Source organism: Streptomyces sp. NRRL F-2580, from assembly GCF_000720115.1.
Lineage (GTDB): Bacteria > Actinomycetota > Actinomycetes > Streptomycetales > Streptomycetaceae > Streptomyces.
Map to the genome: position 1 here is coordinate 239,246 of NZ_JOIR01000003.1, position 14,589 is coordinate 253,834.

13 protein-coding genes are annotated in these 14,589 nt (G+C 73.0%); 8 read left to right on the forward strand and 5 right to left on the reverse strand.

The window, feature by feature from the left end:
- Positions 1–101: 101 nt before the first annotated feature.
- Together IF88_RS0104160 and rsmH are read right to left on the reverse strand one after the other, a co-directional pair.
- Positions 102–602: a hypothetical protein gene (locus IF88_RS0104160; protein ID WP_030707350.1), complete on the reverse strand. Its 501-nt coding sequence runs from the start codon at positions 600–602 to the stop codon at positions 102–104.
- The gene (gene rsmH, locus IF88_RS0104165; protein ID WP_030707351.1) at positions 599–1,528 is read right to left on the reverse strand and encodes a 16S rRNA (cytosine(1402)-N(4))-methyltransferase RsmH; all 930 of its coding nucleotides are present in this window, start codon (positions 1,526–1,528) and stop codon (positions 599–601) included. The genes IF88_RS0104160 and rsmH overlap by 4 nt, the downstream gene beginning before the upstream one ends.
- A gap of 341 nt (positions 1,529–1,869) precedes the next feature.
- Here rsmH and IF88_RS0104170 point away from each other — a divergent pair, with 341 nt between their 5' ends.
- From IF88_RS0104170 to IF88_RS0104185, 4 genes are all read left to right on the forward strand, one after another.
- On the forward strand, positions 1,870–2,421 hold the full coding sequence (locus IF88_RS0104170; protein ID WP_030707352.1) for a beta-class carbonic anhydrase: 552 nt from the start codon (positions 1,870–1,872) through the stop codon (positions 2,419–2,421).
- A 137-nt stretch (positions 2,422–2,558) separates the two neighbouring features.
- Positions 2,559–3,569, forward strand: coding sequence for an AAA family ATPase (locus tag IF88_RS0104175; RefSeq protein ID WP_037805485.1), 1,011 nt, complete (start codon positions 2,559–2,561; stop codon positions 3,567–3,569).
- Complete coding sequence (locus IF88_RS0104180) at positions 3,569–4,945, forward strand: DUF58 domain-containing protein (protein WP_030707356.1); 1,377 nt, start codon at positions 3,569–3,571, stop codon at positions 4,943–4,945. Before IF88_RS0104175 ends, IF88_RS0104180 begins: the two co-directional genes overlap by 1 nt.
- Positions 4,942–7,362 carry a transglutaminaseTgpA domain-containing protein gene (locus tag IF88_RS0104185; protein ID WP_030707361.1) on the forward strand — a complete coding sequence of 807 codons (2,421 nt, stop codon included), beginning with the start codon at positions 4,942–4,944 and terminating at the stop codon, positions 7,360–7,362. Before IF88_RS0104180 ends, IF88_RS0104185 begins: the two co-directional genes overlap by 4 nt.
- A gap of 526 nt (positions 7,363–7,888) precedes the next feature.
- On the opposite strand, the gene IF88_RS0104190 is transcribed toward IF88_RS0104185, so the two are convergent.
- The 3 genes from IF88_RS0104190 to IF88_RS0104200 are packed head-to-tail and all read right to left on the reverse strand — an operon-like array spanning position 7,889 to position 11,596.
- On the reverse strand, positions 7,889–8,521 hold the full coding sequence (locus IF88_RS0104190) for a TetR/AcrR family transcriptional regulator (protein ID WP_030707363.1): 633 nt from the start codon (positions 8,519–8,521) through the stop codon (positions 7,889–7,891).
- Positions 8,522–8,550: 29 nt separating this feature from the next.
- Positions 8,551–10,644, reverse strand: coding sequence for a YhgE/Pip family protein (locus IF88_RS0104195; RefSeq protein WP_030707365.1), 2,094 nt, complete (start codon positions 10,642–10,644; stop codon positions 8,551–8,553).
- Positions 10,616–11,596: an ATP-binding cassette domain-containing protein gene (locus IF88_RS0104200; protein WP_030707367.1), complete on the reverse strand. Its 981-nt coding sequence runs from the start codon at positions 11,594–11,596 to the stop codon at positions 10,616–10,618. Before IF88_RS0104200 ends, IF88_RS0104195 begins: the two co-directional genes overlap by 29 nt.
- 172 nt (positions 11,597–11,768) lie before the next feature.
- On the opposite strand from IF88_RS0104200, the gene IF88_RS0104205 reads away from it, so the two are divergent.
- The 4 genes from IF88_RS0104205 (at position 11,769) to IF88_RS0104220 (ending at position 14,563) form a co-directional block, all read left to right on the forward strand.
- Entirely contained in the window at positions 11,769–12,263 is a 495-nt protein-coding gene (locus tag IF88_RS0104205) for an SAV_6107 family HEPN domain-containing protein (protein ID WP_051836428.1), read from the forward strand.
- A gap of 88 nt (positions 12,264–12,351) precedes the next feature.
- Entirely contained in the window at positions 12,352–13,110 is a 759-nt protein-coding gene (locus IF88_RS0104210) for a methyltransferase (RefSeq protein WP_030707372.1), read from the forward strand.
- Positions 13,111–13,407: 297 nt separating this feature from the next.
- A complete protein-coding gene (locus IF88_RS0104215; protein ID WP_030707374.1) occupies positions 13,408–13,809 on the forward strand; it encodes a DUF3040 domain-containing protein in 402 nt (133 codons plus the stop codon).
- 127 nt (positions 13,810–13,936) lie between these two features.
- Positions 13,937–14,563 (forward strand): DUF4126 domain-containing protein, encoded by a 627-nt coding sequence (locus IF88_RS0104220; protein WP_037805486.1) that lies wholly within the window; start codon positions 13,937–13,939, stop codon positions 14,561–14,563.
- Positions 14,564–14,589 lie beyond the last annotated feature (26 nt).

Below are 14,589 nucleotides of genomic sequence, written 5' to 3' on the forward strand. Positions count from 1 at the left end.
GGGTCCGGGCAGAGCCCGGGTGGGGGCTCCTCCCGGACGGGGTCTGGGGGAGGTGGAAGGGCGGGATGGGGGAAAGCCCCGCAGGGGTCCGCGTCACGACGTCACCTTCCAGAGGTCGGGTTGGACTGTGGCGGCCCGCTGGGGGCAACGGGCTGGCCCGGCGAGGCGGGCGCCGGGGGTGCGGCCGCAACGGTCGGGCTCGGGGAGGCCTCGGCCGGGACGGCGGTGCCGGCGACCTTGCCGTCCGGGCCGATGAAGACGGGGCTGCCGCCCGGGACCAGGCCGAGCTCCTGCGCCCGCCGCTGCAGCGCGTCGGGGGCCGAGTAGGCGTCCACGTCCCGCTGCAGCGCCTGCTCCTCGTCGGTGAGGGCGGTGGTCTCCTTCTTCAGCCTGGTCAGCTGGAAGGAGCCCTCGTTCAGCGCCGAGTTCAGCAGCAGCAGGCTGATCAGGCCGCCGCCGAGCAGCGCCACGACCAGCAGGACGAACGGCATCCGCGCGGCCTGCCCGCCGGGGCGGGGGCGGGCCGGGCGGCCGCCGAGAGCCCGGCCGAGCCGGGCCGCCTGCCCGCGGGTCAGCGTGGCGACCTTCCCGGCCTTGGTCACAGCCGCGCCTCCCGGATGCGTTCGACGCCGCGGAACCTCGCCGGGGCGGCCCGCCGGTTCTCGGCGATCTCCTCCTCGGTCGGCAGTTCCGCTCCGCGCGTCAGCAGCTTCAGCTTCGGCTGGTACTTCTCCGGTACGACCGGCAGCCCGGGCGGGGCCGTGGAGGTCGCACCGGCCGCGAAGACCTGCTTGACCAGGCGGTCCTCCAGCGAGTGGTACGAGAGCACCGCGATCCGGCCGCCGACCGCGATCCGGTCCACGGCCGCCGGGATGGCCTTCTCCAAGCCCGAGAGCTCGCCGTTGACCTCGATCCGCAGGGCCTGGAAGGTCCGCTTCGCCGGGTTGCCGCCGGTGCGCTTGGCGGCCTGCGGCAGGGAGTCGCGGATCAGTTCCACGAGCCGGGCGCTGTTGGTGAAGGGCTCCTTGTCCCGCTCCCGGACGATCGCGGACACGATCCGCTTGGCCTGCTTCTCCTCGCCGTACTGGCGCAGGATCCGGACGAGCTCGCCCGGGGCGTAGGTGTTCAGGACCTCGGCGGCGCTGATGCCCGTCGTCTGGTCCATGCGCATGTCCAGCGGCGCGTCCTGCGCGTACGCGAACCCGCGGTCGGCCTCGTCCAGCTGCATGGAGGAGACGCCCAGGTCGAAGAGGATGCCCTGGACGGCCGGGATGCCGAGCCCGTCGAGGACCTCGGCGAGGTCGGCGTAGATCGCGTGGACGAGGGTGGCCCGGTCGCCGAAGGGCGCGAGGCGTTCGCCGGAGAGCCGCAGGGCCTCCTTGTCGCGGTCGAGGCCGATCAGGTGGGCCTCGGGGAACCGGGTCAGCAGGGCCTCGCTGTGGCCGCCGAGGCCGAGGGTGCAGTCGACGACGACGGCCCCGGGCCTCTCCAGCGCCGGGGCCAACAGGTCCAGGCACCGCTGGAGCATCACCGGGACATGTCGGGACTCGCTAGTCAAAGCGCCCTCTCAGATAACGGCGCGGCAGGCATACGCCGCGCCGCGCACGCGGAGTGTTACCAGGGGGCCGGGCGGCCGGTCAGGGCCGGGCTCCGGCCGGTTCGCGTCACTTTAGTGCAACGGTCGCCGCGGTCAACGAACCGCCCCGCGTGCCGTCCACGCCTCTCGGACCGAACCGGCAAAAGCCGCTAATCACCCGAACAGCCGCCGCATACCCACCCCTGTGGGTTAGCTCACAACAAGGCTCGTTGACGTTCTTTGTCCCACCTCACGCACGGCCTTTACCGGCCGTGACCATTAACGTCGTACCCATGACGACTTCCGCATCCCTGCCTGCAGAGTCCGCGTCCGAGGCGCCCGCCGGCGGATCCGTCACCGACCGGCTGGTCGAGGCGAACCGGCGCTACGCCGCGGAGTTCACCGACCCCGGGATGGACGCCCGGCCCGTGCTCCACGTGGCCGTCGTGGCCTGCATGGACGCCCGACTCGACCTGCACAAGGCGCTCGGCCTGGAGCTGGGCGACTGTCACACGATCCGCAACGCCGGAGGCGTGGTCACGGACGACACCATCCGCTCCCTCACCATCAGCCAGCGGGCCCTCGGCACCCGCACGGTGATACTCATCCACCACACCGGCTGCGGTCTCGAAAGCCTGACCGAGGACTTCCGGCACGAGCTGGAGGACGAGGTCGGTCAGCGTCCCGCCTGGGCCGTCGAGGCCTTCCGGGACGTGGACCAGGACGTCCGCCAGTCCATGCAGCGGGTCCGCACCAACCCGTTCCTGCCCCACAAGGACGATGTGCGAGGCTTCGTCTTCGATGTGCACACCGGGCTCCTGCGGGAGATCGATCCCAGCTCTTGAGTGACACAAGGCCGTAACGCCGTCAAGAATGCGGGGTGGCACCACCCGGGATCCCCCGGGACCGGTGTCCGTGTTTCGGGGTGGGCCGGTCATGCGCCAAGGGCGTCGGCCCTGGGAATGGGCCGAGGAGAACCAAGGTGACGACGTATGACGACCGAGCGAGCCTCGCGGATCTGACCAGCACGGCGGAGCGGGTGCGCCAGTCGGTCGAGAGCGTGATCGAGGGCAAGCCCGAGGTCGTACGCCTCGCGCTCACCGTGCTGCTCGCCGAGGGGCACCTGCTGATCGAGGACGTACCCGGCGTCGGCAAGACGATGCTCGCCAAGACGCTCGCGAAGTCCATCGACTGCTCGGTACAGCGCATCCAGTTCACACCGGACCTGCTGCCCTCCGACATCACCGGTGTCAGCATCTACGACCAGCAGCGCCGCGAGTTCGAATTCAAGCCGGGCGCGATCTTCGCGCAGATCGTCATCGGCGACGAGATCAACCGCGCCTCGCCGAAGACCCAGTCGGCGCTGCTGGAGTCGATGGAGGAGCGCCAGGTCACCATCGACGGCACGACCTACACGCTGCCCAGCCCCTTCATGGTCGTCGCCACCCAGAACCCGGTGGAGATGGAGGGCACGTACCCGCTGCCCGAGGCCCAGCGCGACCGCTTCATGGCCCGCGTCTCCGTCGGCTACCCCAGCCCCGAGGCCGAGCTCCAGATGCTCGACGTGCACGGCGGGGTCTCCCCGCTCGACGACCTGACGGCCGTGGCGCACGCCCACGACATCATCAAGCTCATCGAGGCCGTCCGCGAGGTGTACGTGGCCGAGCCCGTCCGGCGCTACGTCGTCGACCTCGTCGCCGCCACCCGCAGCCACCCCGACCTGCGGCTCGGCGCCTCCCCCCGCGCCACCCTGCACCTGCTGCGCGCCGTGAAGGCCTCCGCCGCGCTCGCCGGCCGGGACTACGTCCTGCCCGACGACGTCCAGGCCCTGGCCGCCCCGGTCCTCGCGCACCGGCTGCTGCCCACCGCCCAGGCCCAGCTGAACCGGCGCACCGCCGAGCAGGTCGTCCACGACATCCTGCAGCGCACCCCCGTCCCGGCCGCGCACGCCCGCGGCGAGATGCCGCCCGGCGCGGGCATCCGGGGCTTCTGATGAGCGCCGGTGCCCCGCGCGGCGCCGGCGGCCCGGGGGACGGCGGCGGGTTCCGCGCTTCGCTGTCCGGGCTGACCACCCGCGGCCGCTCGTTCCTGGCCGCCGGGATAGCCGCGGCCGCCTGCGCGTACGTCCTGGGCCAGGGCGAACTGCTCCGCGTCGGCCTGCTGCTCGCCGTCCTCCCACTGATCTGCGTCTACGCCCTGCACCGCACCCGCTACCGGGTCTCCGGCAGCCGCCGGCTGAGCCCGGGACGGGTGCCCGCGGGCGCCGAGGCCCGGGTGCAGCTGCGCATGGACAACGTCTCCCGGCTGCCCACCGGGCTGCTGATGCTCCAGGACCGGGTGCCCTACGTCCTGGGCCCGCGCCCCCGCTTCGTCCTGGACCGGGTCGAGCCCGGCGGACGCCGCGAGGTGTCCTACCGGGTCCGCTCCGACCTGCGCGGCCGCTATCCGCTGGGCCCGCTCCAGCTGCGACTGACCGACCCCTTCGGACTGGTCGAGCTGACCCGCTCCTTCAGCACCTACGACACCCTCACCGTCATCCCGCGCACCGAGCCCCTGCCGCCGGTCCGGCTGACCGGCGAGTCCAACGGCTACGGCGACGGCAGCCGCCGCTCGCTGGCCCTGGCCGGTGACGACGACGTGATCCCGCGCGGCTACCGGCGCGGCGACGACCTGCGCCGGGTGCACTGGCGCTCCACGGCCCGCTACGGCGAGCTGATGGTCCGCCGCGAGGAACAGCCGCAGCGCAGCCGGGCCACCGTCCTGCTGGACACCCGGCGCCTCGCCTTCGACGGCGCCGGCCCCGACTCCGCCTTCGAATGGGCCGTCTCGGCGGCCGCCTCCAGCCTCGTGCACGTGCTGGAGCAGGGCTTCTCCGTACGGCTGCTCACGGACACCGGGGACTCGGTGCCCGGCGACGGCGGGGGCGGCTTCACCGCCGGCGGCCAGGAGTCCGCGGAGGCCGCCGGACTGATGATGGACACCCTCGCGGTGATCGGGCACTCCGACGGCGCCGGGCTCTCGCGGGCCTACGACGCCGTGCGCGGCGCCGGCGCGGGAGGCTTCGGCGGAGCCGGCGGTGACGGGCTCCTCATCGCCTTCCTCGGCGACCTGGACGACGTACAGACGGAACTGGCGGCCAGGATGCGCCAGCGCACCTCGGGTGCGGTGGCCTTCGTACTGGACTCCGCGGCCTGGGGCGGGCAGCCCGCACCCGGGCACGCCGTGTCCCCGCTGGAGGAGCGGCTGCGCAGGCTGCGCGACGCCGGCTGGACGGCGCTGGCCGCCCCGCCCGGGGTGGCCTTCGGCGAGCTGTGGCGACAGGCCGGTACCGCTCGCGTCGGTACGGGGACTTCCGGAGGTCGGGCATGAGCGGGCGGGCGAAACTGACGCTGTTCGCGGCACTGGCGACGCTGCTCACCTCGTGGTCGCTGGCCCCGCTGGTCGAGTCCCAGGCCTGGCTGCTGCAGGGGGCGCTGCTGCTGGGCGTCCAGAGCGCGGTGGGGGCCGGGGCCCGGCGGGTGCCGCTGGCGCGGTCGCTGACCGTGGCCGCGCAGCTGCTGGTGTCCCTGCTGCTGCTCGTGTTCCTCTTCGCCGGCAAGGGCGAGTCCACGGGGAGCGGGCCGCTGGCCTACCTGGTGGACGATTTCGGTTCGCTGTTCGGACAGGGCGTCCGGGACGTCGGCGAGTACGCGATCCCGGCCCCGCTGACGGACGGCATCCGGCTGCTGCTGGTGTCCGGGACGCTGCTGATCGGGCTGCTCGTGGACACGCTGGCGGTGGCCGCGCGGACGGCCGCCGCGGCCGGACTGCCGCTGCTCGCCCTGTACTCGGTGGCCGCGGGTCTGTCGGGCGGCGGGGAGGCCTCCTGGTTCTCCTTCCTGCTGGCGGGCTGCGGGTACCTGCTGATGCTGCTGGCCGAGGGCCGCGACCGGCTCGCGCAGTGGGGCCGGGTCTTCGGCGCGGCCCCGCGCGGCAAGGGCTCCGCCGACTCCGGTCTGAGCAGTGGTGCGGGCGGGCAGGCGACGGCCCCGGCACGGTTCGGACGGCGGATCGGCGCGGTGGCCCTGGGCGTGGCGCTGGCGGTGCCGGCGGCGCTGCCCGCCCTCGGCGGCGGGCTGCTCGGCGGCAATCAGGACGGCGGCGAGGACGGCGGCGGTGCGGGCGGGACCATCTCGGCGGTCAACCCGCTGGTCTCCCTGCAGAGCAACCTGAACGCGCAGGACAACCGGGTCATCCTCAAGTACCGGACGAACAGCCCGCAGCAGAGCGAGCAGTACCTGCGGATCCTCGCGCTGGACGAGTTCAACGGCGTCAAGTGGGAGGCCTCCGGGCGGGCCCTGACCGATGTGCCCGAGGTGCTGCCGAAGCCGACGGGGCTCAGCGACCAGGTGCGGGTGACCTCGACGGAGGTGACCACCACCCTCTCGGCCGCGGACAGCTACACGCAGCGCTACCTCCCCATGCCGTATCCGGCGACCTCGGTGAAGATCGACGGGAAGTGGCGGTTCGAGCCCGCCGGCCGGACCCTGGTCGGCGACCAGCTGGGCAGGGACAAGTTCCAGAACGTCCAGGGCGCGGGCTACTCGGTGCAGAGCCTGCTGCTGAGGCCGACGGCGCAGCAGCTGCAGAAGGCCCCGGAGCCGGACCGGGCCGTCCGCGACGAGTACACGAAGGTGCCGGACAACCTGCCGGCGGTGGTCGCCGACACGGCCCGCCAGGTGACGCAGGGGGCGAAGGACGACTACACGCGGGCGGTGAAGTTGCAGGACTACTTCGCCGTGAACGGCGGCTTCCGCTACAACACGAGGACGGCCTCGGGCACGGGCCCGCAGGCGGTCGCGCGGTTCCTCGCCGACAAGGAGGGCTTCTGCATCCACTTCGCCTTCTCGATGGCGGCGATGTCCCGCAGCCTGGGCATCCCGGCGCGGGTGGCGGTGGGCTTCACACCCGGTGAGAAGCAGTCCGACGGCAGCGTGAACGTGTCGATGCGGGACGCGCACGCCTGGCCGGAGCTGTACTTCGAGGGCGTGGGCTGGACGCGGTTCGAGCCGACGCCGCGCTCCGGCATCAACGTGCCGGACTACTCCCGGCCGCAGACCCCGGCGGCCCAGCAGCCGTCCGCGCCGGCGCCGGTGCCCTCGCAGAGCTCCGCGCAGCCGTCGGCGGCGCCCTCGGCGTCCGCCGAGTGCCCGCCCGCGCTGAAGAAGCTCGGCGAGTGCGGGACGCCGGCGGCCGCGCAGGGCCCGACCCACGGCGACGGGCCGTCGCTGACGACGGTGCTCGGCTGGACGGCGGCCGTGCTCGCGGTCCTGGCGGTGCCGCTGCTGCCACTGCTGTGGCGCAGCCGGCTGCGGGCCCGCCGCCTGGGGACCGGGGAGGTCCTGACGGCGTGGCGGGAGCTGGGCGACGCCGCCTGGGACGTGGGCGTGGTCCCGGACGAGGCGCTGTCCCCGCGCCGGGCCGCAGGCCGGGTCGTGGACCTGGGCCGCCTGGATCCGGAGGCCGCGGCCGCGGTCCACCGGGTCGCGGGCGCGGTGGAACGGGCCCTGTACGCGCCGCCGGGCGCGGAGGTCTCGTACCCGGGGCTGGCGGACGACGTACTGCTGACCCGCGCGGGCCTGCTGGCCGCGGTGAGCCGCCCGGCCCGCCTGCGCGCCCTGCTCCTCCCCCGCTCGGCCACCCGCCTGGCCTGGTCGGCCTCGACCCGCTGGTCCGCGGTGACCTCGTGGGTCTCGGCCCACCTGACCGCCGCCCGCCTCCGGCTCCCCCTCCGGGGCCGCGGCTGACCTCCGGCCCTGCGGCCGTCCTCCTGGGCTCCGCCCAGACCCGCGCCTCAAACGCCGGCGGGGCTGAAGTACAGCCCCGCCGGCACGAATCCAGCCCCTCCGGCGTTTGAGGAGCGGGGTCCGGGGCGGAGCCCCGGGTCTTTGAGGGGCGCCGGGCCGAGCCCGGGAGGAGACGGCCGAGCCCGGGAGGAGACGGCCGAACCCGCGGACGCGAAAACGCGGCGAGGCTCGATCCCCCCGAGCCCCGCCGCGTTCGCGTACTGCGTCACCGGGTTCCATGTCCCCCGCCCGGCCACGGTAGGAGGTACCCGGTCCGCTCCGCAGCCCCGTGTCGGCGGTGCGGACCGGGTCTCCTGTCCGTTGCTCCCAGTCTGGCGTCTGCGCAGGTGGGAGCCATCCGCGCACGTACTCATCTCCGCGCCTAGGTACGGATACTCAGCCGTCGCGGCAGGCCCCCACCAGTTGTACGGGCTGCCGCGCCCCCGCGGCACCGCCGACCGGGGGGTGCTCGCCGCGGCGTGCGGGCTCAGCGGTTGCCGCTGACCCGGCCCCGCAGCAGCAGGGACAGCGCCGAGTGGACGTCGTCGAGGGACCGCTCGCTCTGGAAGGACTGCCAGTCCAGCGCGGCCACCAGCACCATCCCGACCATCGCGGCCGCGGTGAGCGGCACGTCGATCTCGGCGCTCAGCTCACCGCGTTCGACGCCCTCCCGCAGCACCTTCTCCACGACGGCCACCGCCTCCTGCCGGACCACCATCAGCGTGGACTGCCACGCGCGGTTGGTCCGCCACAGCTCGGCGACGTACAGCTGGGTGAAGGCCGGGTAGCGGTCGATGAAGACCAGGCCGGCGCGGATCATCGCGTCGAGCGCCTCGACGCGGCTGCCGCCGCGCGCCTCCGTCTCCTCCGCCGCCGTCCGCAGCGAGACCGTCAGCAGCCCGACACCGTGCCGCAGCAGCTCCTCGAAGAGGTCGTTCTTGCTCGCGAAGTTGTAGTAGACGGTGCCCTTCGCGACGCCCGCCCGCTCGGCGATCTCATCGACGGTGGTCGCGGAGAACCCCTGCTCCGCGATGAGGGTGACGGCCGCTTCGTAGAGCTTCTGCCGGGTGGCCTGCCGACGGGCCCCGCCGGTACCCGTACCGGTGCTGCTGCTGTCCATGGCGCTGATTGTCACAGGTCAACACATCCCTACAGGCTCAGTTCGGGGTGCAGTCGGTCCATGGTCCACACCTGCTTGCCGCGGGCGGCGAGCGAGGTCAGGGCGAGCGCTCCGACGGTGAAGGCCGCGAGGACCGCGAATCCCTGCCACACCGGGGCGAGGTCGCCGCCGGTGATGAGGTGGCGCAGGCTCTCGACCACGTACGACATCGGCAGGTAGGGGTGGATGTCGTTGAAGAAGTCCGGGCTGGTCTGCACGGGGTAGGTGCCGCCGGCGGAGGTCAGCTGGAGCATCAGGACGGCGAGGACGAGGATCCGCCCGGCCGCGCCGAACTTGGCGTTGAGCCACTGGATGATCGCCGCGAAGCAGGCGCTGACCAGCAGCAGGAAGGTGATCGTGAGGGCCGGGTGGGCCATCTTGAGGCCGAGGTCCGGGGCCCAGCGGAGCACGGACATCAGCAGCGCGACCTGGGCGGCGCCGATCCCCACCACGGGCAGCCAGCCGGCGAGGGCGATCCGCCACGGCGAGGCGCCGGCGGACAGGGCCCGCCGGTTCATGGGCGCGATCAGCATGTAGGCGACCATCGCGCCGACCCAGAGGGAGAGCGGGATGAAGTAGGGCGCGAAGCCGGTGCCGTAGTTGGGCGCCTTGTGCAGGGACTGGTTGGCGAGCCTGATCGGGTCGGCCATGACCTCGGTGCGGGCGTCGCGCTGCTGCTCGTCGTAGTCGGGGATCTTGCCCGCGCCCTCGTGCAGGCCGCCGGCGAGCTCGCCGGTGCCGTCGACGAGCTTGTACATGCCGCCGTCGAGGCGGTGGGCGCCGTCGCCGAGCTTGCCGACGCCGTCGCTGAGCTTGCCCGAGCCGGTGGTGGCGGAGCCGAGGCCGGTGTGCAGCTGGGCCATGCCGGTGGCGACCTTGTGGGCGCCGGTGTTGAGGGCGTTGACCTTGGCCACGGCCGCGTCGAGGTCGCCCGCGAGCTGCGGGGCCTTGACGACGAGTTCCCGGGCCTTCTTCTCCAGGTCGGTCAGCTGGGTGCGGAGCTTGCCGACGTCCCCGTTGGCGTTCTTGACCAGGGCGCTGACGTCACCGGCGAGCTCGGCGGCCTCGGCCGCGTCGTCCCTGACCTTCTTCAGGTCGGGGCAGGAGGCGAGGTGCGGTTCGCCGCCGGGGGTGACGCAGTGCTTGGTGTAGTAGGCGTCCGCGCCGGTGGAGGCTCGCTTGGCGGCGGCCGCGGCGGCCGGTGCCTTCTCGGCGAACGTGTCGAGGTGGCCGTTGACCACCTTCGCGCTGTCGGCTACCAGCTCGGCGGTGTCCGCCAGGTTCTTGGGGTCCTTGACGAAGGGGCGGGCCTTGTCGGCCGCCCCGTTGACCTTGTCGGCGAGGGCCTGGGTGCCGTCGGCGACGTCCTTCGACCCGGTCTCCAGCTTCCCGGCGGCCGTGTTGAGCTTCTTCAGGCCGCTGTTGAGCTCGCCGGTCTTCTCCTCCGCCGTGTCGAGGCCCTCGGCGAGCTCCTTCGCGCCCTCCTGGGCCTTGCCCGCCCCGTCCTTGAGCTTGTCGGCGCCGTCGGCGGCCTCGGCGGTCTTGTCGTGCAGGTCGGAGAAGTTGACGAAGATCTTGTCGAGGAACCCGCGGGAGGCGTTGGCGGACGCCGCCGAGCGGACCTCGGAGAAGACGGAGCGCGAGATGGAGCCGACGACGTAGTTGTTGGAGTCGTTGGTGCGGACCTGGAGGGCTCCGGTGGCGGGGTCCTCGCCCGCGCTGGAGGCGATCTTCGCGCTGAAGTCCTCGGGCATGGTCAGGGTCAGGTAGTACGTCCCGTTCTCCAGGCCCTTGGCCGCCTCCTTGGGGCTGACCTCGCGCCAGTCGAAGGTCCTGCTGTCGCGGAGCTTCTTGGTGAGTTCACCGCCCGCGTCCAGGTGCTTGCCGTCGACGGTCGCGCCGCGGTCGGAGTTGACGAGGGCGACGGGCACCTTGTCGAGGCGGTGGTACGGGTCCCAGAAGGACCAGAGGTACAGGGCTCCGTAGAGCAGCGGGAGCAGGAGCAGCGCGATGAGGGCGGCGACGGGCAGCTTCCCCCGCCCGAACCGCTTCATCTCAAGCGCGGCCAGCTTCGGCGACCTCATCGTCCGCCCCCTTCGTGTCGTCGTTCTCGGTGTCGTTCTCGGTGTCGTTCTCGGCGGTGGCGGCGGTGTCCGGGCCGGCTTCCGCCTCGGCTTCGGCTTCCGCCTCGGCTTCGGCTTCGGCTTCGGTCTCGGCCTCGGCCTCGGCCGCGGGGGCGCTCTTGGCGGCGCTTCCCCAGGTGATCTTCCGGTCGGCGGCCGCCGGTGGGCCGGTGACGGCCGCCTCCGGTGCCTCCGGTGCGGCCGCCGCGTCCGGCTCCTTCGGGGAGGTCCGCAGGACCACCGCGTCGGCCGGCGCCTCGCTGCACGCCGCGAGGACCGTGGTCCCGCGGGCCGCGATCGAGCGGAGCAGGGCCCAGGCCTCGGTGCGCTCGGTGTCCGAGAGCTTGAGGTCGAGGTCGTCGAGGGCCAGCAGCCGCGGGGACCCCAGCAGGGCGATGGCGACGGAGAGCCGTACGGCCTCCAGGCGTTCCAGGTCCCGTACGGAGGTGCGCTCGCCCTTGGGCAGGGTGGCGAGGTCCAGTCCGGCGGCGGCCAGGGCCTCGTCGATCCGGGCCGCGGCGCGGGCGCGGCGCTCGGCGCGGGGCCGCAGCAGGGCGCGCACCGGGGCGTCGTAGCGGCGCTGGAGCAGGGCGCCCTCGCGCAGCTGTTCCGCGACGGTGAGGGCCTGGTCGAGGTCGTTGACCCCGGGGACGTGGGCGAGGGCGGCGATCCGGCGGACGGCGGCCATCTTCTTCGGCAGCCGGTGCTGGTCGATCTCGGCGTGGCCCTGAGTGGGCTTCATCCGTCCGGTGAGGGCCAGGAGCAGGCAGGTCCGGCCGCTGCCGGAGGGGCCTTCGACCGCGATGAGCGAGCCGGGCGCCGCGTCGATGCCGATTCCCCGGAACACCCAGCCGCGCGGGCCCTTGAGTCCGAAGTCCTCGGCTTTGACGGCCGCGCCGTGCGGGCTGTCCACGCCGTCCCCCTTCTTTTTGAACTGACCGGTCAGTTCAAAAACTAGCATCCTCTTGCGCACCAGGTGTGCAGGAGGGGGCAGTTGCAGGGGATACGACCATAAAAGTGCAGGTCAGGGCGATTGTCAGTGGGGCAGGTCACGATGGGGGCAACGCATCGACAGGAGGTTCGTCATGGCCACACCGTCCCCGTCCCCTGTCCACCCCGTCCTGCGCAAGTCGACGGCCGATCCGGCGGCGCTCGACCTGCTCGCCAAGGCCCGCAGCGGCCTGACCGAGGCCGCCCTGCTGACCCGGCCCAACGAGCGGTACGCCACCGCGCACCTGGCCGCCCTGCGCACCGCCGCGGCCGTGCTCGCCGCGCGCGGCCGGCCCGAGCCGGTGAACCCGCGGCGGCGGCCCCGGATCCGCAGCGCGTGGGAGCTGCTGCCCGAGCTGGCGCCGGAGCTCGCCGAGTGGAGCGCGCTCTTCGCCTCGGGTGCGGCCCGCCGGGCCCGGGCCGAGGCGGGCATAGCGGACGCGGCGAGCGGCCGGGACGCGGACGATCTGGTGCGCGCCGCCTCGATGTTCCTGCGCCTGGTGGAGCGGATGCTCGCCGCCCGGGCGCCCGCTCCGAGCCTGCAGCAGGCCCTGCCGCCCCCGCGCCCGGAGCGTCCGGACGCACGATGAGCTGCCCGGCTGCGGAAGGCCATAAGGTAGACCGGGGTGGGGCACGGACCGCTCACCCCTTCCCTACCGCGCCGAGGAGCCATCAGCCGTGTCGGACACTTCCCGCCCCCGTGCCTCCCTCCGCACCGCCGTGGTGTGGGAGGTCCTCAAGGAGGCGCTCGACCGCCGGGTGAAGGCGACCGGGCAGGACGTGCTGGACGTGCTCGACACAGGTGGCGGCACCGGCAAGTTCGCCGTGCCGGTGGCCCGTCTGGGCCACCGGGTCACCGTGGTCGACCCCAGCCCGAACGCGCTGTTCGGGCTGGAGCGCCGGGTGTCCGAGGCCGGCGTCGCCGATCTGGTCCGCGGCGTCCAGGGCGACGCCCAGGGTTTGCTGGACGTGGTCGAGCGGGACGCGTACGACGTGGTGCTCTGCCACGGCGTGCTGGAGTACGTGGACGACCCGGCCGAGGGCGTGGCCAACGCCGTCGCGGCCCTGCGGCCCGGCGGCACGCTCAGCCTGCTGGCCGCCGGCCTCGGCGGAGCGGTGCTCGCCCGCGCGCTGGCCGGGCACTTCACCGAGGCCCGCACCGCCCTGACCGACCCGGCCGGCCGCTGGGGCTCCGGCGACCCCGTGCCGCGGCGCTTCACCGCCGAACAGCTCTCCGAGCTCGTCGGCGGCTCCGGCCTGGCCGTCGGCGCCGTCCACGGCGTGCGGATCTTCGCCGACCTCGTCCCCGGGGTCCTGGTGGACACCGAGCCGGGCGCGGTGGAGGCGCTGCTGCGTCTGGAGGAGGCCGCGGCGGAGCTGCCCGCCTTCCACGCGGTCGCCACCCAGCTGCACGTCCTCGGCCAGAAGCAGGCCTGAACTGCGATCTTCCGCGCACGGAGTCGGCCGCAGACCCTACGTTCCGGCGGTCGGCCCCGTATGATCGAGTGCAGTGACCGGCATGGTGGACGGACCATTGGGGAATAAGGGCCTCAGTGACCGCTCCCGCGGCGGTACGGTTTTCGAGCAGTGGTTTTACCGGCTGTGTCATTTCTGGGCTGTGTGTCTTTTTGGAACGTGGCGTAGAGGGCGGGTGTCACGGGGGCGATTCCCCGCCTATCCTGAAGGGGACCCCTGGTCGCTACCCCCCGCGACCGACGGATGAGGAGGACTCCCGTGCCGCTCTCGGAGCACGAGCAGCGAATGCTCGAGCAGATGGAGCGAGCGCTGTACGCCGAAGATCCCAAGTTCGCGACAGCGCTTGAGGGAAGCGGACTGCGTACGTACACCCGGCGACGGGTCTACCAGGCAGTCGCAGGCATTGTGGTGGGTATCGCGCTCCTCATGACCGGTGTGATCATTCCGAACGTGCTCTGGATCAGCGTGGTGGGATTCCTCGTCATGCTGGGTTGTACGGTCCTGGTGGTCACCGGTTGGCGCAAGGCACCCAAGCCTGGCGAGCAGCCCGTCTCCGGAAGTGCAGACGGTGCGGCCCACGGCCGCAGCCGGCAGCGTCGGTCGATGATGACCCGCATCGAGGAACGGTGGCAGCGCCGCCGTGACGAGCAGGGGCAGTAGCCCCCGAAGAGTGTGAGCGAGGGGACGGCCGCCGCCGGGCGACCGTCCCCTCGCCGTTCTGTCCCCGTTCTGTCACCGTGCCCGCGTTCTGTCCGCCGGACCGGTGCCCGTACGACATGATGATCCAATGAGTGTGCTCCCCCTGGTCTTCACCAGCGGCTGGGCCAGTGGGATCAACGCCTATGCCGTGGTCCTCCTGCTCGGCGTCTTCGGCCGGACCGGTCTGACCGACGAGGTCCCGGCGTCCTTGCAGCGCACGGACGTGCTGATCGTCGCCGCGGTGCTGTTCCTCTGCGAGGCGGTCGCCGACAAGATCCCGTACGTCGACTCGATATGGGACGCCGTCCACACTGTGATCCGCCCGCTCTCCGGAGCCGTGATCGGTGCGCTGCTGGCCGGGCAGAGCGGCTCGCTGTCCGACATCACCGCCGGTGCGATCGGCGGCTCCACCGCGCTGGCCAGCCATTTCGTCAAGGCCGGCACCCGGATGGCGATCAACACCTCACCCGAGCCCTTCACCAACGTGGCCGTGAGCATCGCCGAGGACCTCGGCGTGGCCGGCCTCGTCACCTTCGCGATGTTCAACCCGCAGGCCGCCGCGATCATCGCGGCCGTCCTGCTGGCCGCCGGACTGGCCATACTCGTCTTCCTCTGGAGCCGGATCCGCCGCTTCCTGCGCCGCCGCGCGCAGCGCCGCGAGGAGAAGCGGCTGGCCGCCGAGGCCCGCGAGGTCACCGGGGCCCCACCCCTCTGACGACGGGCGGCCCGAGGGGGTCGATA